This window comes from Coprococcus sp. RTP31081st1_H1_RTP31081_211007 (genome assembly GCF_040227275.1).
GTDB classification, from domain to species: domain Bacteria; phylum Bacillota; class Clostridia; order Lachnospirales; family Lachnospiraceae; genus Coprococcus; species Coprococcus aceti.
In genome coordinates this window covers 1-22,682 of record NZ_JBEHVP010000004.1, presented here as the reverse complement: position 1 = coordinate 22,682, position 22,682 = coordinate 1, and the positions used below count along the sequence as shown (strand labels likewise).

Here is a 22,682-nt window from a genome sequence, read left to right as displayed (position 1 = left end):
CTAAATCGTGATAAATACCGCCAGTGCAAATCCGCAGGCTATGCCTGCCGCCCACAGAACTGATTCAACCAGTCTCAGGCTTCCAGTTATCGTATCACCGACAAACATGTCCTTCACTGCATTTGTCAGCGCAAGTCCCGGGATCAGCAGCATAATGTCTCCTATCATGACCTTGTCCTCATGTATTGGAAACACACGCCCCGCCAGTCCGATCAGCACTCCTGTGACAAATGAACACAGAAAATTAAACAGTATGTTGTTGGTACATATCGGGGCGAAATACATCTGCATCAGCCATATCCCCACAGCAAATGCCGCCGCCATAGCTCCATCAAGTATGGTTCCGCCGAAGAATACCGCAAGCGCTCCCGCCGCCAGCACGCTTCCCACGCACACCCGGAATCTCGGCGCTGATGCCTGCTCTATCTCTTCAATTCGTTCTTTCAGGCCCTCAGTGGCTAGTGGCTGTCTGCAATACTCTCTGCTCAGGGCATTTATCCGCTCCAGCTTCCAGAAGTCCGTCTTTGTCCCATCCCTGGTTCCTCTGGTCATGGAGCACACCGATCCATCCGGCATGTTCATGGTACATACCAGAGTGGATGTAATAGCAAATACGTCCATACGCTCTGCTCCATAAGCAGCTCCCATTCGTCTGAGTGTATCCTCCACTCTCTTCACCTCCGAGCCATTCCGGATCATCATGGCTCCCACATCCATGAACAGACCGAGCATTTTCACATCCTCCGGACTTCCCTGAGGCATATCCCGCAGCTTCTCCATTCCGCTGTGCCTGTCAATATCCGCCATACCCATATGCCACCATCCTTTTTGTACAGATATACCTCATGCCATTATCTATCTCATTGGAACCTGCTGGAAGTACTGGTGTCTTCTCTCATCCACCATTTTCTCCAGTTCCTTCTGATTGTGGTTATATATCTTATTTATCTCATCGTTATATCCTATTATTATGTATGGAACCATGCTTTCTATGTATGCAAGGGTGTCATCACAGTCCTTCTCCTTCCTCATCGGAAGCGCCATTCCGCTGCCATCATTCAGCCTGACCTCGATCTGGTAAGACTTACCCGCCTTAATTCCGTACACTTTGTTCTGGGTTATGAGCTTATATACCCACATAAGCTCCCTGGTCTCGGCAAAATTCACCGTATCACCCTTGATATACATGAAGAACTCATTATTTAATCTGAGACCATTCACTGCAGCACCTGATCTGTAAAACTGCTCTATCCTCTCCATCTCATACTCAGGATTCGGCTTCTTCTTACAGTAATCCAGCACGTCTCTTATGTTGCTCTGCCTTATTGCCAGGGATACAAACCATGCCGCAAATGCGAGGAACATCGCGGATCCAAGCCCTATCCATATCGATCCTTCATCTACCCCCATTGCTGCAGCAACACCGGAGATTCCGATTGCTGCAAATATCACTGCTCCAATAATACATTTTATCCTGTACTTTGTTCCAAGCTTCTTTATCATCTGTTTTAACCCCATTTTCTTAATTGTACTCAGTCATATTCCACCTTCATCAGGCAAAGTCCATGTGGAGGCGCCGTAGGCCCCGCCAGCTGCCTGTCCATCCCGGCTATGATCTCAGGAATATGCTCCGCACTCATATTCCCATATCCAACCTCTACCAGTGTTCCGGTCAGTATCCTCACCATGTTCTGCAAAAAGCCATTTCCATGGAATCTCATGCGGACGTAGTCTCCCTCCTTGACTATATCCACATCGTATATGGTTCTGACCGTGGATTTCTTCATCTTATTGTTGCCACAAAAAGATCTGAAATCATGCTTTCCGACAAGATACGATGCAGCCTTTTTCATCACATCCACATCAAGTATACTGCCCTGTGGCACACACCACACATAATTTCTATCAAATACAGGTTTCTCAGCACCTACATACAGCGTGTATTCGTAGACTTTACCGGTTGCATTCAGCCTTGCATGAAACCTGTCCCCGGCCACAGCAACATCAAGCGCGCAGATATCCGCAGGCAGATATCTGTTCAGATAATCTTTTATCTCTTCCGGAGTCTTATCTGTTTCTAGCCTTCCGTTCGCCACCATGGCTCTGGCATGTACTCCCGCATCAGTCCTGCCTGCACCATGGATATCGACCTTTGCATCGACCATCCTGGTTAGGACCGCCTCTATTCGCCCCTCCACTGTATCCGCATTTGTCTTGCTCTCCCAGCCGTGATAACGTGTACCATCATAGCTGAAAGTAAATCTGTAATTTACCATATGTCCTCTCCAGGGACGCTTCTTTTGTCACAAGGAGTGTCCCTCTGTCATATAAATCCAATCCAGGGGACACTACTTGTGACAAAAGAAGCGTCCCCACTACAGCACCTGCTCGCCTGTGTCTGTCTCAAATTCCTTTACCTGTTCAAGCCAATATTGCTTATCTTTTTCTGTTATCGGTCTTATGACTTTACATGGATTTCCAGCAGCTATCACACCATCCGGAATATCCTTCGTGACAACCGACCCTGAGCCTATGACAACATTTGAACCTATGGTCACACCCGGATTGATGACCGTATTGCCGCCGATCCATACATTATCGCCTATTGTGACCGGCTTGCCAAGCTCCACACCGGCATTTCTGATCATCGCATCTATCGGATGACTTGCGCAATATATATTGACCCTTGGTCCCAGAAATGCATGATCTCCAATGACGACGTCACACTGATCCAGGACTATCAGCCCTGTATTTGCATAGAAATAGTCTCCCACATGTATATTTGTTCCATAGTCGCAGTAAAATGGCGGCTCTATGTAACACTCCTTTCCCATGTGTGCGAATAATTTTCCAAGATACTCGCCGGTTCTTGTCATTGTCTCAGACCTCGGAGCACCATTGAACTTATCAACCAGATCCTTCGCCTTCCCCTCTGGATCCCAGTCCACACATTTATATAACTTGCCAGCTTTCATTCTGCCAAACATTTTCTCTACTCTATCCATAGAATTTTCTCCTCGTATTATAATATTTACTCATCATGTTTATATCTGACTAAAAGATACCATTCTTTATGGCTGCAATCAACCGCAAATATAATTACTCGTAAATCGAATCCAATATAAGCAATAAACTTCTATCGGTAACAGAAAAACTGCTCTCCAGATATTATAATAAGCCGCGTGCCTGTATTCTGAATCGATAGCGTAATCGACTGAACTTCAGCGCTTATTGCCGGAGCGGCGCGCACAAACGCCCTTATCGTGCGCAGAGCGCAGTGCAAATATAAGCAAGCTGAAGTGACGGAAGATTAGTGTGATTCAGAATACAGGCACACGGCTTATTATGTCTGGAGAGCAGTTTTTCGTCCGTCCTCAATACACATAAAGGTACATTCCAAACCAATGCAGCGCAGCCCCCAGCATCACAAAGATATGCCAGATAAAGTGCGCCCCCTTGGTGTCCTTCACAAATGGAATCATGCCAAGCGTATAGACAATGCCACCGCCCACGATCCATCCCAAAAGCGGCTTATCATTTCTGAACCAGCCCGGAATGAACATGATGGCACTCCATCCGATGACGAAGTACAACGTATAGTGTATCGGTCTGAACCTGCCCGGCCCGAACACACATATGATGGTGATCCCCGCTATGATGAGCGCCCACTGCACACAGAACAACACTATTCCAAGCACATTTCCCCAGTACACAAGGTACAGCGGAGCAAATGTTCCGCCTATCAGCAGATATATCGAGGAATAGTCAAATCTTCTCCAGAGCCGCTTGACTGCCAGCCCGGATTTGTATGAGTGATACAGACAGCTCATGAGAAACATCAATATCAGTGATATTCCATAAAAACACGATGCCATCACTTTGAGTCCTGTGTCTGACTTCAGGAGAAGAAGGACAAAGCCGGCTATGGCAAGTCCTGCTCCTATTCCGTGGGTAACAGCATTTCCCACCTCCTCGAGAACGGTGAGCTTTGGCGGCTCATTCAGTTCCCTGTAGTGCTGCCTTTTTGCTCTTTTTGCCTCTTTCTTCTCTTCTTTGCTTTTCTCTTTGTCCAGTTCAGCTTTCTGCTGACTGCTCATGTCTGTTTCTAAGTTATTTACTTCTGCCATATTTAATCCTAAAACTTCTTTCTATCTATAACTCTATCTATAATTCTATCTATAATTTATACTGCTATCTATAATCTACACTGTCTTACAACCGCAGTCTCCAGCTCCCGTGCAGAGTACAGCCCTGGGATCATCATCGCAGACCGCTAAAGTGCCTCAAACACCTGCACCCCGCGTCTCTTCAGCCATATCCTGAACAACGCGGCAATGACAGCTGTCAACACTGCGCTTATTATAAGATATAATGTCGATCCAGTCAGGCTTCCGAAGGCTACGTATCCTGCTACAAGTACTATAATATACACAAAATTAGATAAAAGAGCAACAAGTACACCCATGCTCTGCTTCACGACTGATGCTTCCGACGTCCAGTCAAGCTTTGGCATCTTGAGATTGACTGCAAGCCCTATGTATGCAGTCAGGCACACATAAAGACATGGTATCAGTAACATCATCACGCCATCTACAAGTGATGGTGTCACAAAAACAAGCATCACTATATCAAGGACCAGCGCCGGAATCAGGGTAAGTATCACATGCATCCTCAGTTTTGCCCTAAGTATCTGCCACGATGTGACTGGAAGCGAACGCACGATCCAAAGATTCTTTCCCTCCAGAGATATCGATGGTGCAGTCAGATCATTCATCGACGCAGCGGCACATACGACTATACACGCCCCAATTATAAGTACACCATCCGGTAGTCCGGGAGTTTTCGTAATCATATCTACTACATACTGTCCTTTAACAAGACAAACCACTGCCATAGCGATCATTATCAATGTCCCCAGGGAACAGTTGAGCATATATACGGCAGATGCTGCCAGTCTTTTGAACTCTTTCTGAAGAAGTGCTGCATCCTGGCTCTGCGCCTTTGCAGCTTTTATTATATTCTTCCTTTTGGTATGTCCGGCTTTTGTCGTCACGATTCCGATGAATGTTCTCTCAAGTACCAGCCACACTACAAGAGAGATGATCAATGTGCCTGCTGCCACAAACGCCAGCTGCAGTCCATCTCCTGTAGCCGCACGACCAATTGAATAGAGCGGATATACAGCACCTTTTATCTTTGCACTGTATTCTCCGCTGTTTGCCAGGATCTTTGAGAGCAGCTTATTTGCATTCATGTATACAGCATAATATGCGGCTATAAATGCCAGTGACAATACAACTGTCACAAAGCTCTTATTTCTGGTCTTATTGCCTATCTTCCCCACTACCCAGCCAAGTATACATGAGAGCACCAGTATGACAAATGTCAGAAGAACCAGCACTATAATAGATGACACGACCGGCCACACACCGGGATGGGCTACTATTCCATATACTATGATACCGGGAACCATGGCGGTCACGGCGAACATCGCACCCATGATGTACACTCCTGACAGTCTTGCAAATAATATAGCCCTGACCGGGATGGGCAGTGACAGCATCAGGTCATTGTCTTTTGCCTGATACAAGCTCGCATATGTATTGAACACACTTCCTAATATACCGATGGTCAACGCCATCATAGACATCATCGCCATGTACATCCAATCAAGCCCCGCAGAACAAAGCGGCTCACACACCGAATATGCCTCCATTCCGAACATGGCTCCCATACAGCCCTGCAGCACTGCCACATAACTGATGATACCCAGAACTACAGCACCTTTGGGTCTGGACTTTCCAGTCTTCCGGTCAACGAAAAATCCACTGAACAGCATCTTAAGCTGTTTCTTCATCAATATCCTTATCATGACTCACCCTCCAGATCAAGGAACACGGATTCAAGTGACTCGTCTCCCTTCACCTGCTCCATTATGCCCGCCTTCACCAGTCGTCCGCCTTTTATGATCGCCACTTTATCGCACAGCTTTTCTGCGACTTCCAATACATGTGTGGAGAAGAATATCGCCCCTCCGTCATCGCACATTTTTCTCATCATCTGCTTGAGTATATGGGAAGCCTTTGGATCGAGTCCGACAAACGGTTCATCCATGATGACAAGTTTCGGCTCATGTATCCATGCTGATATGATTGCCAGTTTCTGCTTCATACCATGGGAATACTCGGATATCAGCTGTCCTAGGTTGTCTTTTATCTCAAATGCGTCAGCATATTTGTCTATGAGCTCGTCCCTGACTTCCTCCGGCACGTCAAATATATCTGCTATAAAATTCAAATATCCGATTCCGGTCATAAAATCATACATATCTGGATTGTCAGGAATATATGCCATCTGTTTCTTGCATTCCAGCGGTTTTTCCTTTATGGACACACCATCTATAAGGATATCTCCCTCCTCAAAATTCAGGATCCCTGTACACGCTTTTATAGTGGTTGTCTTACCTGCCCCGTTGTGTCCGATGAAACCATATATCTCCCCCGGCATTATATGTAGGCTTAGATTGTCCACCGCCAACTTATCTCCATATCTCTTTGTGAGATTTTTTATTTGCAGCATATTATTTTCTCCTTTTTCAAAACAGGGGACGGAGGTACCTGACCTCTCCGTCCCCATAGATTATCGCGCTCTATGCTTATTTCGCTTCATCCTGCCCCTGAACTCATCAAGTGCCGCGCGACCAGGTCCCGTCATAGGTTTGATCCACCTTCCTTTTAACAAGTACGGTGTCAGTATGACAAATCTCAGAAGTTCATCCGTGTAAACAAATGAGAACACTGCGAGGAATGGCAGCTTGAGCACCATTCCTGCTACCCATGTAGCCGGGACCGAAAACAACATCAGTCCACTGATCTCCATAACTGTTCCAACGATGGCCTCACCGCCTGCACGGAAGCACTCGTTCTGTATATAGCAACATGTTCTGACTGCTCCGAAGAACAGATATATTATAAGCATATACTTTGTGTACATCATCGCCTCAGCCCCGAGTCCAAACAATCCAAACAGCGGATTGTGCAGCAGCATCGTGATGAGCACAATTGTGAATGTGATGGCAGGACATACCAGTGCAGCTCTCTTGGCATAGGAAAGTCCCCTGTCCAGATTACCCGCGCCAACTTCATTTCCCACGGCAACGCTGGACGCATTTGCCAGACCACCAAAGAATGCATATACAAACCCTTCACATACACGGAATGCAGCCATGGCGGCTATGGCGGAATCACTCTGATGTCCCATGACAACGTTGATTATCATCTGGCCCACGCCATAGAGGATCTCGTTGCATACGATCGGGAATGCCTTGGACGCATAGGACTTCACAAATCCCATATCAATATCAAATGCCTTTCGCGCACTGAACTTTATCTCATGCCTGCTCTTTGCAAGATACAGAATGAGCAGCGCTATGTTCACGATACCAGACACCAGTGTACCTATAGCCGCACCAGCAACTCCCATCTTGGGAGCACCAAATTTACCATAGATCAACACAAAATTTATACAAAAGTTGAGTAAAAGTGAGATGACCGAGCATACCAGTGGCACCTTCACCCTCTCCGTTGACTTAAGGAGTGCTGTAATTATTGCGGCAAATACCTGAAGCGGATAAGACCATCCAACTATTCTCATATATGGCTTCGCAAGTGCTATGATCTCTACTTTATCTGTATATATTCCAAGTATCCACCCCGGTGCAACCACAGTCACCACCGCAAATGCTATTCCAAATATTCCCGCACATATGATCGCCAGACCAAATGCCTTGTTCATTCCCTCTGGATCCTTGGCACCCCAGTATTGAGACATGAACAGAAGGGAGCAGCTGACAAATCCCCAATATGTTGAAAACAAAAGTGATCCTATCTGTGCACACACGCCAACCGCCGCAACGGCGATCTCGCCCTCACTTCCTATCATGATGGTATCAACCATACTAGCGGTGGTCGCCAGCAGATTCTGCATCGCAATAGGCACAGCAAGCACAGCCAGCATTCTGGCAAATTCTTTCCATGTCACCTTTTTATTATTTTTTACAAAGCCCGTAGCAGCACTTCCCATTTTTGTTACCTTTTCCTGTTATTATCTCTTTCATCATTTAATTTGATGCGTCCGATTATTGTACTCCCGAATAATTGTATTTGCAATGGCTTTATACCTGTAGTATGAAGTATTTTCTTATTAATTTTAACAGGCGCACCACTTTTATTCCATCTGTGATGCGCCAAGCCTTGTTATTTTCAAGTATTATATTTTTGTGTGCCATTGTTACATACTGTTGTTGGTTGACAAATCTTCAAGCTCACGCTCTACTCTCTCAAGCTCGCCGTCACTCCAGTTCTCCCCCAGTGCAAATACTGCCCTGCACACACTGAAGTTCACCTCGCCATCTGCGTTGATCTCCCCGGAGATCACTCTGTGGGATATCTTCTGAAGTGTGGAAAGTATGTCTATCCGCACGTCCGATATGACAGAAGGCTCTGCCACATTGCCATCTCTATTGCCTTCCTCGTGCTCTGTCCGTTCTTCTCTGTACACGCTCTCCCAGTCATAATCTGCAGTCCTGCCACATGGTGCACCGCATACACTGCAGTCAGGGACAATTGTATGCTTATCAGCATGCACCCTTGCGATCATCGCCTTCATGTCTGCATCAGAGATGCCAAGAGCAATATCAGACATGTGCAAACCTTCTATTATTATGTTATTTGTATCATCAGTCACATGCATCATCCCATCAGTGGCTCTCACCAGCCCTATCAGAGCACCGACCAGACGACTGCCTGTCTCAGTTGTAATTCTTATTTTATCTTCCATTGTCTTTACCTTTCATGGTGCTGTGAAGAGAATGTCAGTCAAGAATTCTTCCATCTATTGATATTGTTGCAACCTGCCATGGGATAAACTTGCCGCTGTCCTGAAGTGCCTTCTTCGCAGCCATCTCCAGTCCTCCACAACAAGGAACCTCCATACGGACTATTGTAACACTTTGTATGTCATTTCGCCTGATAATCTCTGTAAGTTTCTCTGAATAATCGACACTGTCAAGTTTCGGACAGCCGATCAGAGTCACATGTCCCTTTATGAATTTCTCGTGGAACGATGCATAGGCATAGGCTGTACAGTCCGCCGCTATAAGCAACTTTGCACCATCAAAGTATGGCGCATTTACCGGGGCAAGTTTGATCTGCACCGGCCACTGTGTGAGCTGGCTCGGGCGCTCATAATTATATATGTCACCCGCCTGCTGATTGACTGTTTTATCAGTTGTATTCTGTACGCATTCTACTGCTGCCTGTTCATATGAGCTTGCCTGTACTGCTTCACCTGAAGCTGCTGCCGGTCTCCTGAATATGCTTCTCGCCATGGAACCAGGGCAACCGGAGTGTGCCGGACTTTTTTCATGCATCACTCCTGAGCCAACCATATTTCTGGATTTTTCTGCATCGAGTCTTGCCTGTTTGTTTGCCACGACTGCCGCCTCATCATACGCAGCCGCCTCTCTCTCCACAAATGTTATGGCTCCTGTAGGACACGACGGCAGGCAGTCGCCAAGTCCATCACAATAATCGTCTCTGAGCAGCTTTGCTTTGCCGTTTACCATGCCTATAGCACCCTCATGGCACGCATTTGCACAGGCTCCACATCCATTACACTTGTCCTCGTCTATCTGTATAACTCTTCTTATCATATATATTTCCTCCAATCTTTTTCCTGCTTTTAACGTCATTATATTCAGTCAGAACATTTGTGTATGTTGAATTTTCAACATAAAAATGTTATACTTTTCAGGGACAATCCTTGTGACAAAAGAAGCGTCCCCACTAAGAGGTAATATGAACAAATACATGGACACATTATTGAAATCCAGTCTTTTTTCCAGTATCACCGCTGATGACGTTGACTCCGTACTGGACTGTCTGGGTGCAATCATCAAAAAATACCAAAAAAATGAGTGTATTCTCATGGCTGGCAACACAACAGAATATATAGGATTGCTGCTTACAGGCAAAGCGATAGTCATCCAGGAGGATTACTGGGGTGGTCAAAGCGTCATGTCTGCCATCCTGCCCGGACACACGTTTGCGGAATCATATGCCTGTACCCCTGGCTCCGTACTCGACGTCAGCGTATATGCTGAAGCTGCAAGTTCTGTATTGTTTCTGAATGTTCAAAAAATGCTCACCACCTGCCCGGTAACATGTGGCAGACATAATCAGATGATAAGAAATCTCCTGTGCGATCTCGCCGGCAAAAACCTGAGGCTCGGCGAAAAATCAAAGCACATGAGCCAGAAAACAACCAGGGATAAGTTGCTCTCCTACCTGTCATCGGAGATGCACAGACATGGCAGCAACGAATTTGACATACCATTTTCCAGACAGCAGCTCGCTGACTTTCTGTCCGTGGACCGCAGTGGACTGTCTACTGAACTTGGCAGGATGAAGACAGATGGGCTGATCGACTTCCACAAATCTCATTTTGTTCTTAAGTCTCCTGCCCAGGGGTGGACTGATGTGTGATGTTGATGTATCATGTAATTAACTGTTCAGGGAAATTCATTACAGATGGGGGATTTTCCCTGATTCAGGATTTATCAATATAATATGATCAGGAGGGATTTCAATGGAACCAATGAAAACTATCAAAGACGGATGGAACAAATTCACTGTTGTCGTAAAGGATAAAGACTACTCAACAAGAGAGGCCGTGCTTTTCGCTATCTGCACATTCCTCACAGGGCTTGTGCTCGGAATGCTCTGCTCTCCTAGAAAGAGCCAGACATTTGGCTCATACAACGGCAACTGCAGCGATGGCGGCTGTAACTGCGACTGCGATTATGATGAGGACGATTTTGAGTAGGCTGCGAACTGATAACTAATATCCCAAAGCAAAAGACAGGTGTCGATTATCTGACACCTGTCTTCTGTGTTTCACAGGATACATTTCACTTATATCTTCCAGCTAACTGCCAGTTCTCTCGAATCCACAAATCTTCTGTAGATTCCGTCCTGCTTCATGAGTTCTTCGTGGGTTCCCTTCTGGGCTATTCTTCCCTGATCCACCACTACTATCTGATCCGCATGTCTTACGGTCTTGAGTCTATGGGCGATCATGATGATCGTCTTCTCCTTTGTCAGTGCATCCACAGCAAGTGTAAGCTCCCTCTCGTTCTCAGGGTCGACATTTGCAGTCGCCTCGTCAAGGATGATGATAGGTGAATCCTTCATGATGGCGCGGGCTATGGATATTCTCTGTTTCTCACCGCCTGAGAGGGTTGCACCGCCCTCACCGATCACAGTGTTGTAACCGTCAGGAAGCTTGCTGATGAAGTCATGGCAGCACGCCTTCTTTGCAGCCTCCACAACCTCTTCATGGGTTGCCTCCGGCCGTCCGAACTTGATGTTGTTCTCTATGGTATCAGCAAAGAGATATACATTCTGGAATACAAATGAGAAGTTGTTCATGAGACTGTTCATGCTGTAATACTTAACATTTGTTCCGCCCAGGGTTATCTCGCCCGAATCCACATTCCAGAATCTGGCGATCAGATTGCACAGGGTTGTCTTTCCACCGCCAGATGGTCCGACGATCGCCGTCGTTGTCTTCTCTGGTATGGAGAGTGAGATTCCGTCTATTATCTTTCTCTTATCATATGAAAACTCTATATTCTTAACCTCTATATCGTGATTTTCCGGATTGAGTTCCTTTCCATCTATATCCATTGTGTCAAGTCCGAGCACTGCATTTGCCTTGTCTACGCACACACTGACCACATGTATCAGAGATGAAAATGTTCCCATGGTCTCAAGGCTTCCGTAGAGCATGAATGCTGCTATCGACATACCCACAGCATACAGAACGCTCATGCTTCCATTTATATAGAAACAAGCCGAAAGACCTATTATTGCAGCTCCGGTGAGTTTTGTCACAACGCTTTGGAGAAAATGATATGGGACATAGACAAGCTCCATCTTTACATTTGCCCTGACGCAGGCTTCATTTGCCGCATTGAGTCTCTTCGTATGCTTGCCGATGAGGTTGTAGGACTTGACCTCTGATATGCCCTGTATGTACTCCATGGTCTGATTTATGAGTTCAGTGTCACAGTCAACCTTGGCTGAAGATGCCTGCTTTCCGGCATTCTGCATCACCGTGTTTATCACAAGGAATATGGCAACTCCAACAAGTGATACCAGTGCGATCCTCCAGTCGCAGAGCAGGATCATGAGTATGATCATGGATGTCTCGAGGAGTCCCTGGGTCGTGAGCATGACAACTCTCGTAGCCACATCTCCCAGATTCTCCATGGTATTTGTCGTAACTGATGCGATCTCACCTATGCTGTTGGAATTGAAATATCCCATAGGCACATATCTGAGGTGCTCCGCCATCTCTATACGCTTGAATGCCGCTGTGGTGTAGCCACCCTCTGTCTGCAGCACGGTCGACGACATCTTGCACAGTATTCCAACTACGATCGATACCGCCATGATGGCTATTGAACCAAGTATATATTTTCCAAGGTCTTTTCCTTCTATAACGCCCATGAGGACACACATTATAGCCGGGATCTTCAGTGCCGATGCCAGTGCATCTATCAGGCTTATCACTATTGAACGCTTGAATTTGCGGCTGTTTTCCTTACCTGAGAACAGGAAGAACTTTTTTAATACTCCAAACATATTACTCGCCCTCCTTTTCATCGCCTGCCGTATCCTTGACCGAGATGTGCGCCTGCCACATATCCCTGTAAAGTGTGCATTTGCTAAGAAGCTCCTCATGTGTTCCGTGAGCCTCCACATTTCCTGCATTTACCACAAATATCTGATCCGCATCCTTGATGGTGGAAAGTCTGTGGGCTATGACTATCAGCGTCTTACCCGCCACAAGCTTGGCAATAGAGCTCTGAAGTATGGCCTCATTCTCCGGATCGGTGTAGGCTGTTGCCTCGTCCAGTATAACTATCGGCGCGTCCTTCAGCATCGCCCTGGCGATGGATATCCTCTGTCTCTCACCGCCCGACAAATGTCCACCTGCACCGCCGACCACGGTGTCAAATCCGTTCTCAAAGTTCATGATGAAGTCGTAGCAACCACTCTTTCTGGCTACCTCCTCGACCTCGGCGTCCGTGGCATCCGGTCTTCCCTGTCTTATGTTGTCCCTGACTGTCTCGTTGAACAGGTAATTATCCTGTGACACATACGCAAGCCTGTCGTTGAAATCCGTCAGCGCGATATCCTTTATGTCCACGCCTCCGATCTCTATGCTTCCGCTGTTCACATCCCACAGTGAAGCTATCAGCTTGGCTATTGTAGACTTTCCGCTTCCCGACGGACCGACTATCGCATTTACCGTTCCCGCCTTTATATCCATGCTCACGCCGTGGAGTATCTCCTTGTCGTGATAGCCAAATGTAATATCTGTAACCTTTATTCCATTGTCCTTCGGCTGTGCCTTTGTTCGCTCAGGTCTCACAAGCTCCGGCTGCTCCAGGATTCCTGTCACCTCTCCGATGACTGTCGACAGCTTGCCTAAGTCATCGGTGTATGAACCGATGGTGAGCAGCGGGCCGACTATTCCGAGTGAGAGGATGATACACACAACGAAATCCGCTGTGGTGAGCGAACCATTTGACACATAGCGCGCACCTATCGGAAGGACCGTTGCAAGTGTGTACGGTGTGATGACGAACATGGCTGCTTGGAAGAATGAGCACTTCTTCATCCAGTTGATATACGAGTCTGCGTTCTCCTTTGCCGCCTTTGTGAACTTGGCATATGAGCTCTCTGTCTTGCCAAATGCCTTGATGACCTCAATTCCATCTATGTACTCCACTGCTGCGTCGTTCAGCGCCTTGGTCTTCTCAACTGTCCTGTTGTAGTTCTCCTGGAAATCGATCATCATGCCCATATACGTTGCAAATCCAACGACTATCGGGATAAATGAGAACAACGCCAGTCTCCAGTCAACCATGAAAAAATACACGATGACAATGATAGGCGCCAGCAGGTTGGATGTAAACTCAGGCACAACATGTGCCAGAGTCGTCTCTATGCTGTCTATTCTCTCCACCATGATGTTCTTGAATGATCCCGATGGAGTGTCCTTCACATATCCAAGCGGCACCCTTGCAAGCTTGTCACAGCATGACTTTCTGATATTTGCAAGCACGGTAAATGTCGCCTTGTGGGAACATGCCGTTGATACGCTGTGGCAAAGCTCTGCAAGTATAAATGATCCCGCTATGATAAGAGCCTTCACCATATATTCCCTGAGATCCTTATCCCCGTCAAGGAACATCCTGACCACGTCCGCAATGATGAAATACGGAACTATCTTGAATACTACATTGATAACCGCCAAAATGACGCTCCACACATAGGATGACTTCTTCTGCCCCGCCCATGTGAGGACCCAGCTCACCGCTGATTTCTTTTTTTCTTCCACTTTTTCTCCTCCTTATATCTTGAGCAAAAACTTGTTCGTTTTCACTTATTTGTATTAGTTTCGCCTAACCTCATAGTTTAAAATTATGCGGTTCGGTATTTTACCTTGCCGCATACCTACTGACTACTCCGGAAACTGCACCTTCCATAGTCTCTCCCAGCCTCCGGTGTAGAACTTCTTGAGCTTGCCGACATTCTCTATCGCAGTCTCACGATCCATGTCGTGTTCTATGATCTGGAATATCGCCGAAAAAAAGCCACTATATATCATATGACAAAGGCTGTCGCTTATGTCCGGCACATTTATACCGGCTCTGTGCATCTCATCCACATACTGCTTTGAAGATCTCATCTCACGGTCTACCAGATTATGTATCATATCTCCGTATTTCTCATTGTCGCTGCACCGCAGCAGAAGTTTAAAATTATCATAATGATCATACACATAATTAACCATCTGATCCATTCCGTTTCCGGATGCGCTTGCCATATTCTCTGTCTGCTTCTCCGGAGGCAGACTTTGGAACTCCTCAAGCACGCTGTCATATATCCCATACAGCTCATCCACATACGGATCTATCAGTGCATCAAAAAGTGCCTCCTTTGTAGGATAATATTTATAGAATGCACCTGTTGTAAGTCCGGCATCTTTCACAATGCTTCTGAGCGATGCCCCTGCAAATCCATACTCAAGGAAATGATTCAGTGCTGTTTTCAAAATATTTTGTCTTGTGTTCTCTGCTTTTTCTGTCATAAAGACTCCTCTCCCGTTTAATATGCCTCGCTTCTGACCGAAACAGATTCCAAATGCAAGTGCCATACCAACCATCAGACACGCGCAAATATAACAGTGTTATATTACACTGTTATATTTTATATATAATCCCCCTGTTGTCAAGTGCTGTTTTGATATTTTTTCAGCCATATCAAATTTTTGATAAAATATGCGCTTTACCCTTATAAAAAACAACCACCTGATATACAATACGATATCAAGTGATTGTCTAATTAGTTTTTCTCTCTTCTTCTCTGCTCTCTTGTCTTATTCTTTTCTCTATCTCCACACTCTTCATATACTCAAGACCTACCTCTCCATCTTTCTTAACTGCGGTCACTATCCGATGAAGCTCTCTCCTAATTTGTTCTGAGTGTATCAGAATCCCAAGCAAAGTCCAACTACGGATTGCAGTTCTTACAAGGTTCATATCCCTCAGATATAAGCTCGTCCCTTGTGGTCGTTCTCTCAGATTTATTCGCTTCCTTCATCTGTTTCACACTCTTGCATGATGGCTTATGAAACTTACCGGTGTTGGTGTTGACTATGTATGTATCCTCATCCGCAGACTCCTTCTGGATCTCCGATGTATCACTGCCAATATCTGACTCCGTATCCCGAGTTTCTCCGATCATTCCAGCTTCTGCTGTCTGGTCATCATCTCCTTTTTCCTCTGATACTTTAGTGCTGGCATTCTCTCCCGGCACCACATAATCCGGATCCGCTTCGCTGTCCCCTGTAGCATAGTCGATTATCACGCCTGGCTGTACATTGTACACATACACATTGAAACTTACTCCTGCGCCTTTATCCTCCACGGACTCCGCCTCCATCTGCACTCCGGACGCAACCAGATTGTCTCCATCGTATACAGGTGTAACCCTGTAAAGCACATGATTTCCAGTACTTTCCACATAATCAGCTACCTCATTTTCAAATGGCAGCATGCCAGTGACATTCAGATATCTAGTTCCAGTTATCAGATTCTTTTCATTAGCATTCTCCCCGGCAAGCTGATATCCGATCAGATGGCAGCGATTATACAGATAATTGCCGTCTATACGATCATTGTATTTAACTGTATGCCACCCTGAAGGCTTTATCATACCTATCTCGCTGCGCTCCTCCGTTGGCATAATCTCCTTACAGATATTGGCATAGGCAACTCCACATCTTCCAAGAAAGTCCAGATCGCTGTAATTCTCAAATGCCTCCGTCACCATCTCATCCTCACTGAAATAAGGCACATTGCCATTTATCTCACAATATGCCTCTCCCGAATATATGGGAATATCAGCATTCTCCATGCTCGAAGCCTGCTGATCTGCAATATTCTCAGATGCTGCCGCACTGCTTTCAGGTGACGTGTTGCCGGTGTTATCTTTTTTCTCCGCAGCTGTGGTATTCTCTGATTCTGAGGTATCTTCTACAGTCTCCTTCTCATATCCCTTTACCGCGGACCTGCTGCCATCCGCAATTCCTGACATACTGCACCCGGACATCAGCAATGCAAATATTGCTACATACAGTACACTGTAAAATTTTCTTTTCACGTCACATTCTCCTCTCTGAAAATGTTATCCCTGCCTATATACATCCTATTAAAATTTAGCTATCTTTTTCCAAAATGTATAATAACATTCTACATTTTGTCATCCGTTTTGTGAATACATCCCCGCATAAAACCTCAATTCAAAACAAAGAGTTTTCACTAGCTGCTTTAACAAATCATTGCAACAAAAAAGAGGATATATACCACATGTGATACATATCCTCCTTACAATTTATGCTTCCTTGTGTAAGCTTTTCCCTACACCATTCCATTTGCGACCTTATACTTGTAGAGCATCTCCGCATGATTCTGCTCCTCGATCTGTATATCCGCCAGAAGCTTTCTCACCGCGCTCTCGCCAAATGCAAATATCTCTCCATTGTACTCGCCTGACACAAGCTTCTCTGTTCCAATACAGTCTGTTGCAAGGAACTCATCATTCTTCTTATCCTCGGAATCGTCCATCATCTTGTATGTCTGCTTTGGCTCATAATCTTTTCCATCGCTGTCATTGCAGTCACACTGTGGAACCTGTCCGTCAAGCACCTGGGTAAGTGAATCATAGTGCTTCTGCTCTTCCTTCTGTATAGTCTGGAACAGATTCTTAAGCTCAGGATCCTTCGCCTGCTCCGCATATCTTCCATATTTCTCCACACAGGACTTCTCCTGTGTCTGAAGATCCTGGATAACTGTTTTCTCTTTTTCCTTTAATATCATAGCAATACTCCTTTCGATTAAAATTCATCCCATCGCATAGATATTATTGTCCAAAATAGTACAGCTCTATTCCTACATCTCTATTTTTTTATATTTTTCTGCCTTCTGGTCATTTATATATATGTATGGCAATGAAAAATCTCAGGACCGTGTCATACAATAAAAGGCGAATGCCCTGCAATTGTCATACAGCCATCCGCCATTATATCACATATATTTATTTCTGTAGTCTCACAAACTCTCTGCAATAAGCCACATACATTACAATCAACACAAGTCCAACAGCCACTATTGGCATCACGCCTGTGTCAAATGCAAACATGCTCATAAACGTAAGTATCCACATGACAAATCCTGCCTTAATTCCAGTCATAAATCCCTTCTTGGAGGATTTGGCTATCATGATAAGCTCAGCCTCGTCCGATGTGTTCTCCCAGTCACGGCGAAAATGCATATCGAATATATTTCCGCTTTTCTCCGGGTTAAGCTTCTTCTCTTCATCGATGACAAGCTTTTCAACCACACAATACAGTGCCATAGATATCAGAAATACGAGCTCAGACAGCACTGTCAGGAATGTGCCACGCCCATCACTGTACGTCCTGTCCACAGCGTATATACACACCGGAAACAACACAAGTCCAACGAACACGATGACACACGGGAGATATGAGGCAGTCGTGATCCGACTCTCTATATCCACTATCACATCCTCGTTCTCTCCGTCCCAACCTCTGATCATCCTCTTTATCTTCCCATACATGACAAATGACACCACAAACGTCGCCAGCATGAGCACACCATATACTATAGGCAGCGTATCAGCTGTTACCCACCATATATGATCCCAGTTGATCCCATCCAATGTGTCCTTGTTCACCGCGGCAAGCCTTCCCGCCAGGAAACCTCCCAGCAGACTTGCCAGGATCATGACCGCAAATATTATATATATCTTCAGATTACTTTTCTTGTTCACTTTTTTATCAGTATCCTTCATCTCATATCCTCTTTTCATTCTATGAATTAACACGACCTTATCCATATGTCAGGAATCATTCCTTATCATCCTCGTATTGGAATATATCCTCCACGCTGACGCCACATACCTTCGCGATCTTCAGTGCCAGTGTCACCGATGGGCTGTAGTCGCCCCTCTCTATCTGGCTTATCGTCTGCCTTGATGTCTGCACCAGTGCACCCATCTCCTGCTGGTTTACCCCCAGCTTCGCCCGATATTCCTTCAGCCTGTTGTACAGCGGCATCTATATCACCTCCAGCTTGTTAATCTGTATTGTCATCATAATCAGGTCCATTATCTGTTTATGCCGTCCTCTCCATCAGAGCCCAATCCTTTTATTACATTGTCCGCATCTTCAGCTTCTGCTCTGTCTGCCAGCCCATGCTCTGCATACTTATGTGTGGATGTCCCCCTTATCATGGAAAAACTTATTCCAAAACAGAATCCAATGGAAATTCCAAGCGCCAAATTGTCAAACAGCATTCCATACACTATACCAAGTGCAACACCTATGATAATTCCAAGTGGTGCGCCAGTGGTTTTATCGCGCTTACACACATATATTTTATCCCTCAAAAAGAATCCATCACTCTTCCCATCTCCAAATACATCTATCACATTCTGATACACATTGCTGTGGGCAACCTCCATCATGTCATCTGCCAGATCCTCCACCTCAGGATGAATGTAATACTTTCTAAGCTTGTATATACTGAGTACATCCTTGCCACTTTCAGGTTCAGGCGTCAACTCACTCCTGGCAATATCTTCTTTATCAAAGATAAAGCAGCTCCACATCTGCTTGTTTCTGAAGAAACCATACACAGGGAATCCATTTTCCAGACCTTGGCGGATTTCGCGCTCAAGCTCAGTCATATCACAGATCTCAGCAATAACATCCCCTAGCTTGTGCTTCTTTAACATTCTTTCTGTGATCGGTGTCACGGAATATCCCTTGACCTGTGTCTTCAATTTGTCCACTGGTTGGGAGACGATCATGCCCTCAAACATAGCTTGTAGTGTTTCACAGGTAGATTTCTTATTACCTTTATCCATGCCATTTTCACTTAGATTGTCCTTTTTATTTACACCTTGCTTTTTCCTCATATCCTCATAACTCCATTTTAATTCTTACCACTAAAATCCCATTCCAAATTCAAGCTATATATATATTATATATGCCAAATGACAACTATAGTTGTCATTTCTTTTACAATGGAGTATAACAAATGACAAGGAAAGTTGTCAATAACTTTTGACAACTTTCCTTGTCATCTCAATGTTGGAACGGAGGCACCTGAAACCTGGAGAACCGCCAGACTGATGCCTGGCAGTGCAACAACTAAACAATTGAGCAAGATCATCTTTTGTTAAATGATATCATACTTCTCCACATCCACGACTGCCTGTCCCTCACATAACAGTTCTATTCCATCCGCTTCAATAGGTGTATATATCGCCGTGCTCATTGTCATAGCTCCATCATTTACAAACAGCTCTATCGAATTCCTGTCCAGTATAAATCTGAGCTTTATACTATCTTGAGCCTCCTGCTGTTCATCAACCTTTCCCTTGACATCCCCGTAACATTCTGCTGATTTCACGCAGGCCCTTCTGATACACACCACATCTTTCTCAAATCCGGCAAATGTTCTGTCCATCTCTATTATATTATTTTCTCTGTCATATATAAATCGAGTATAATATCCGCTTCCCTTTGCCAGATTCACGGTAAATCTGCTGTATTTGTTTCCAGTGATTACAAATGTCACATCCAGACTTCTTCCACTTATATCTTCCAGACTACGCCGTCCACTCACTACTTCATCTGAGTACCTGACCATATTAGCATGATACTTCTCTATCTCTCTCACTGGCTTCTGTATCAAGCATCCATTTTTCAGAGATATCTCCCTCGGAATCGTCATCATTCCCTGCCACTTCTGTCCACCGGGTATCCACAGATTATGCCACGACTGCATCCACGCTATCATTATCCTTCTGCCATCCGGCAAAAGTGTAGTCTGAGGCGCGTAGAAATCTGTTCCATAATCAAGTGATAATGGCTCTCCACCGTCAAATTTCTTCTCACCTTTATCAAATTCTCCAACAAAATAGATAGAATTATTTCCATTGTGGAATTCATATCCCTCTGCTTTCATTCCCGTAGGCGATACGAGAAGTACATGATGATCGTCTAATTTGAAGAAATCAGGGCATTCCCATATGCCGCCCAGATCACCTTCATTCCGTGCAAGGATACTCTCAAATGTCCAGCTTTCCATATCAGCGCTCGAAAGTAATACCACAAGCCCCTTATTATCCTGATCCACACAGCCTGCAGCCATATAGTATCTGCCTTCCTCAAGCCATGCCTTCGGATCTCTGAAATCCGCTCTGCTCAATCCCTCCGGCAGCATATCTCCGGTCACCACCGGGTTATTCCGTATTTTTTTATATGTAATGCCATCACCAACCGCTATGCTCTGGTTCTGCAATACCCCATCACCGTCGGGATTTTTCATAACACTGGTATATATCAGGACATGCTCTCCATCTCTTTTTCTCCTTTATACTTACATGGTTTATATTTTGCGTCCTTTCAAATAACACATTTAAATCAATAAAAATAGAGACATTTCCACTGTACCATACATAGCATCTCTTGAAAATGTCCCTAAATAAATTTATTTCCTATTTTATAATAAACCTACACTGAAATATCTTTCAGCTCTGTCCGCCATCACAGTGGCTATAACTTTATCTTTCCCATATTTTTCTGCCATCTTCATAGCCGCCCATACATTTGCACCGGATGACGTACCTACAAGAAGTCCCTGTTCTTTGGCAAGTCGTCTCGCCATCTCAATGGCATCCTTATCCGCCACTTCCACTACATCTGTTACCAGTGATGTATCCAGGACATCCGGTATAAATCCATCGCCTATTCCCTGTATCTGATGGATTCCCGGGCCATCTCCATGTAGCGCTGACACTCCCTTAGGCTCAACGGCAACAATCTTCGTATCTGGATTTTTCTCCAACAGATATTTAGCTATACCTTGGAGAGTACCTCCACTTCCAACACCAGACACATATATGTCTATCTTCTGACCAAGCTGTTCACACATCTCAACTGCTGTTGTGCGATAATGCGCATCTGGATTTGCCTGATTGACAAACTGCTGCGGCATGAAATACTTCTCTGGATCAGATTCTGCTATCTCATTTGCCTTATCAACAGCACCACCGATGCTTAGAACCGGATCCGTAAGTACCAGCTCAGCACCAAATGCCCTGATAACCTTCTTTCGCTCCTCACTCATATTCTCTGGCATCACAATTATCACTTTATAACCTTTCTGAACACCACAGAGTGCAAGCCCTATTCCGGTATTACCGCTCGTAGGCTCTATAATAGTCATTCCCGGCTTGAGTTTTCCCTCACTCTCTGCAACCTCCAGCATGTTTTTTGCGATCCTGTCTTTAATACTTCCACCAGGATTAAGGAATTCCGCCTTGGCAAATATATTGTATCCTGTCGACTTTTTCAGACACATAAGCGGAGTATTCCCTATCAGATCAAGCACATCATTGTAATACATATTAATCCCTTCTTCTCTTTACTTTATATTATAATATTTTACATATTTTTCCACCAAAGTCACTATAAAATATATTGAACTGCCTTTATATTAATGTGGTTTATTCTCCTTTTTCATAGTTTTTTCATAGTTTGCCATTTCCCTTCCCACTAATATAAATAAAGCCTTGAAACACTGAGTTTTCAAGGCTTTTTAGCAGGGGATGAGAGAATCGAACTCCCACCAAAGGTTTTGGAGACCCCTATCATACCATTTGACCAATCCCCTATATACAGAAAAAATTTAACACCTGTTGCAGCGTTAAATTTTCTCGGTACTTTTATTTTGTACCTTCAGAATTTCACACAGAAAGCTAGTAACCTAACCCCATCTAACAACCAAAGACTGTTTCAAAGTAAACTTTATTCTTTACTGTGTATGCCTTAGATTCTGCACCTTGCAGATATCATGCACACTTGCGTATCTCCAAAGCTTATCTCTTAGAAACCTCTAAGGATAAGTCCTCGACCTATTAGTACTTCTCAGCTGAGTGCGTTACCGCACT

At 45.0% G+C, this 22,682-nt stretch carries 22 protein-coding genes, 1 tRNA gene and 1 pseudogene; 2 read left to right on the top strand and 22 right to left on the bottom strand.

The genetic code is table 11. From position 1 onward, the window contains the following. The 10 genes from ABUA31_RS08015 to ABUA31_RS07970 form a co-directional block, all read right to left on the bottom strand. Window positions 1-813: a threonine/serine exporter family protein gene (locus ABUA31_RS08015; RefSeq protein WP_022216863.1), complete on the bottom strand. Its 813-nt coding sequence runs from the start codon at window positions 811-813 to the stop codon at window positions 1-3. A gap of 42 nt (window positions 814-855) precedes the next feature. Continuing rightward, window positions 856-1,503, bottom strand: coding sequence for a DUF6709 family protein (locus tag ABUA31_RS08010; RefSeq protein WP_055280425.1), 648 nt, complete (start codon window positions 1,501-1,503; stop codon window positions 856-858). A gap of 29 nt (window positions 1,504-1,532) precedes the next feature. Then, window positions 1,533-2,276 carry a tRNA pseudouridine(38-40) synthase TruA gene (gene truA / locus ABUA31_RS08005; RefSeq protein ID WP_118017129.1) on the bottom strand — a complete coding sequence of 248 codons (744 nt, stop codon included), beginning with the start codon at window positions 2,274-2,276 and terminating at the stop codon, window positions 1,533-1,535. Between the two features lie 99 nt (window positions 2,277-2,375). After that, window positions 2,376-3,005, bottom strand: a complete 630-nt coding sequence (locus tag ABUA31_RS08000) for a sugar O-acetyltransferase (RefSeq protein WP_349818980.1) — start codon at window positions 3,003-3,005, stop codon at window positions 2,376-2,378. A gap of 369 nt (window positions 3,006-3,374) precedes the next feature. Next, window positions 3,375-4,127 carry a PAQR family membrane homeostasis protein TrhA gene (trhA, locus tag ABUA31_RS07995; protein WP_015533585.1) on the bottom strand — a complete coding sequence of 251 codons (753 nt, stop codon included), beginning with the start codon at window positions 4,125-4,127 and terminating at the stop codon, window positions 3,375-3,377. 146 nt (window positions 4,128-4,273) lie between these two features. Continuing rightward, on the bottom strand, window positions 4,274-5,872 hold the full coding sequence (locus ABUA31_RS07990) for a putative ABC transporter permease subunit (RefSeq protein WP_349818979.1): 1,599 nt from the start codon (window positions 5,870-5,872) through the stop codon (window positions 4,274-4,276). Further along, window positions 5,869-6,579 (bottom strand): ABC transporter ATP-binding protein, encoded by a 711-nt coding sequence (locus ABUA31_RS07985; protein WP_015533583.1) that lies wholly within the window; start codon window positions 6,577-6,579, stop codon window positions 5,869-5,871. Before ABUA31_RS07985 ends, ABUA31_RS07990 begins: the two co-directional genes overlap by 4 nt. Window positions 6,580-6,639: 60 nt before the next feature. Beyond that, window positions 6,640-8,082: an MATE family efflux transporter gene (locus ABUA31_RS07980; RefSeq protein ID WP_015533582.1), complete on the bottom strand. Its 1,443-nt coding sequence runs from the start codon at window positions 8,080-8,082 to the stop codon at window positions 6,640-6,642. 207 nt (window positions 8,083-8,289) lie between these two features. Next, window positions 8,290-8,838: a hypothetical protein gene (locus ABUA31_RS07975; protein ID WP_015533581.1), complete on the bottom strand. Its 549-nt coding sequence runs from the start codon at window positions 8,836-8,838 to the stop codon at window positions 8,290-8,292. 34 nt (window positions 8,839-8,872) lie between these two features. Continuing rightward, complete coding sequence (locus tag ABUA31_RS07970; protein ID WP_055147605.1) at window positions 8,873-9,712, bottom strand: ATP-binding protein; 840 nt, start codon at window positions 9,710-9,712, stop codon at window positions 8,873-8,875. Between the two features lie 145 nt (window positions 9,713-9,857). On the opposite strand from ABUA31_RS07970, the gene ABUA31_RS07965 reads away from it, so the two are divergent. Both ABUA31_RS07965 and ABUA31_RS07960 read left to right on the top strand, forming a co-directional pair. Then, complete coding sequence (locus ABUA31_RS07965; protein WP_119998045.1) at window positions 9,858-10,544, top strand: Crp/Fnr family transcriptional regulator; 687 nt, start codon at window positions 9,858-9,860, stop codon at window positions 10,542-10,544. Between the two features lie 103 nt (window positions 10,545-10,647). Further along, window positions 10,648-10,884 carry a hypothetical protein gene (locus tag ABUA31_RS07960; RefSeq protein ID WP_349818978.1) on the top strand — a complete coding sequence of 79 codons (237 nt, stop codon included), beginning with the start codon at window positions 10,648-10,650 and terminating at the stop codon, window positions 10,882-10,884. A gap of 89 nt (window positions 10,885-10,973) precedes the next feature. On the opposite strand, the gene ABUA31_RS07955 is transcribed toward ABUA31_RS07960, so the two are convergent. The 12 genes and pseudogenes from ABUA31_RS07955 to ABUA31_RS07900 all read right to left on the bottom strand — a co-directional run bounded on the left by ABUA31_RS07955 (window position 10,974) and on the right by ABUA31_RS07900 (window position 22,405). Next, window positions 10,974-12,707, bottom strand: a complete 1,734-nt coding sequence (locus ABUA31_RS07955) for an ABC transporter ATP-binding protein (protein ID WP_349818977.1) — start codon at window positions 12,705-12,707, stop codon at window positions 10,974-10,976. Window position 12,708: 1 nt separating this feature from the next. Continuing rightward, window positions 12,709-14,472, bottom strand: a complete 1,764-nt coding sequence (locus ABUA31_RS07950) for an ABC transporter ATP-binding protein (RefSeq protein ID WP_349818976.1) — start codon at window positions 14,470-14,472, stop codon at window positions 12,709-12,711. 123 nt (window positions 14,473-14,595) lie between these two features. Continuing rightward, entirely contained in the window at window positions 14,596-15,225 is a 630-nt protein-coding gene (locus ABUA31_RS07945) for a TetR/AcrR family transcriptional regulator (RefSeq protein WP_117874464.1), read from the bottom strand. 422 nt (window positions 15,226-15,647) lie between these two features. Next, on the bottom strand, window positions 15,648-16,799 hold the full coding sequence (locus ABUA31_RS07940; RefSeq protein ID WP_349818975.1) for a DNA/RNA non-specific endonuclease: 1,152 nt from the start codon (window positions 16,797-16,799) through the stop codon (window positions 15,648-15,650). 257 nt (window positions 16,800-17,056) lie between these two features. Continuing rightward, window positions 17,057-17,515: a ferritin-like domain-containing protein gene (locus ABUA31_RS07935; RefSeq protein ID WP_055147620.1), complete on the bottom strand. Its 459-nt coding sequence runs from the start codon at window positions 17,513-17,515 to the stop codon at window positions 17,057-17,059. Between the two features lie 217 nt (window positions 17,516-17,732). Further along, window positions 17,733-18,512: a DUF3169 family protein gene (locus ABUA31_RS07930; protein WP_349818974.1), complete on the bottom strand. Its 780-nt coding sequence runs from the start codon at window positions 18,510-18,512 to the stop codon at window positions 17,733-17,735. Between the two features lie 55 nt (window positions 18,513-18,567). Beyond that, the gene (locus ABUA31_RS07925; RefSeq protein WP_055147626.1) at window positions 18,568-18,777 is read right to left on the bottom strand and encodes a helix-turn-helix transcriptional regulator; all 210 of its coding nucleotides are present in this window, start codon (window positions 18,775-18,777) and stop codon (window positions 18,568-18,570) included. A gap of 50 nt (window positions 18,778-18,827) precedes the next feature. Beyond that, window positions 18,828-19,640, bottom strand: coding sequence for a glycine zipper domain-containing protein (locus ABUA31_RS07920; protein WP_349818973.1), 813 nt, complete (start codon window positions 19,638-19,640; stop codon window positions 18,828-18,830). A 263-nt stretch (window positions 19,641-19,903) separates the two neighbouring features. Beyond that, window positions 19,904-20,377, bottom strand: a complete 474-nt coding sequence (locus tag ABUA31_RS07915; RefSeq protein ID WP_349819003.1) for a GH32 C-terminal domain-containing protein — start codon at window positions 20,375-20,377, stop codon at window positions 19,904-19,906. Between the two features lie 42 nt (window positions 20,378-20,419). Then, window positions 20,420-21,079 (bottom strand): annotated as a pseudogene (locus ABUA31_RS07910) (glycoside hydrolase family 32 protein); the annotation flags it as partial. A 153-nt stretch (window positions 21,080-21,232) separates the two neighbouring features. After that, complete coding sequence (gene cysK, locus ABUA31_RS07905; RefSeq protein WP_055147632.1) at window positions 21,233-22,138, bottom strand: cysteine synthase A; 906 nt, start codon at window positions 22,136-22,138, stop codon at window positions 21,233-21,235. Window positions 22,139-22,334: 196 nt separating this feature from the next. Then, window positions 22,335-22,405 (bottom strand) — tRNA-Trp (locus ABUA31_RS07900). Window positions 22,406-22,682: the final 277 nt, after the last annotated feature.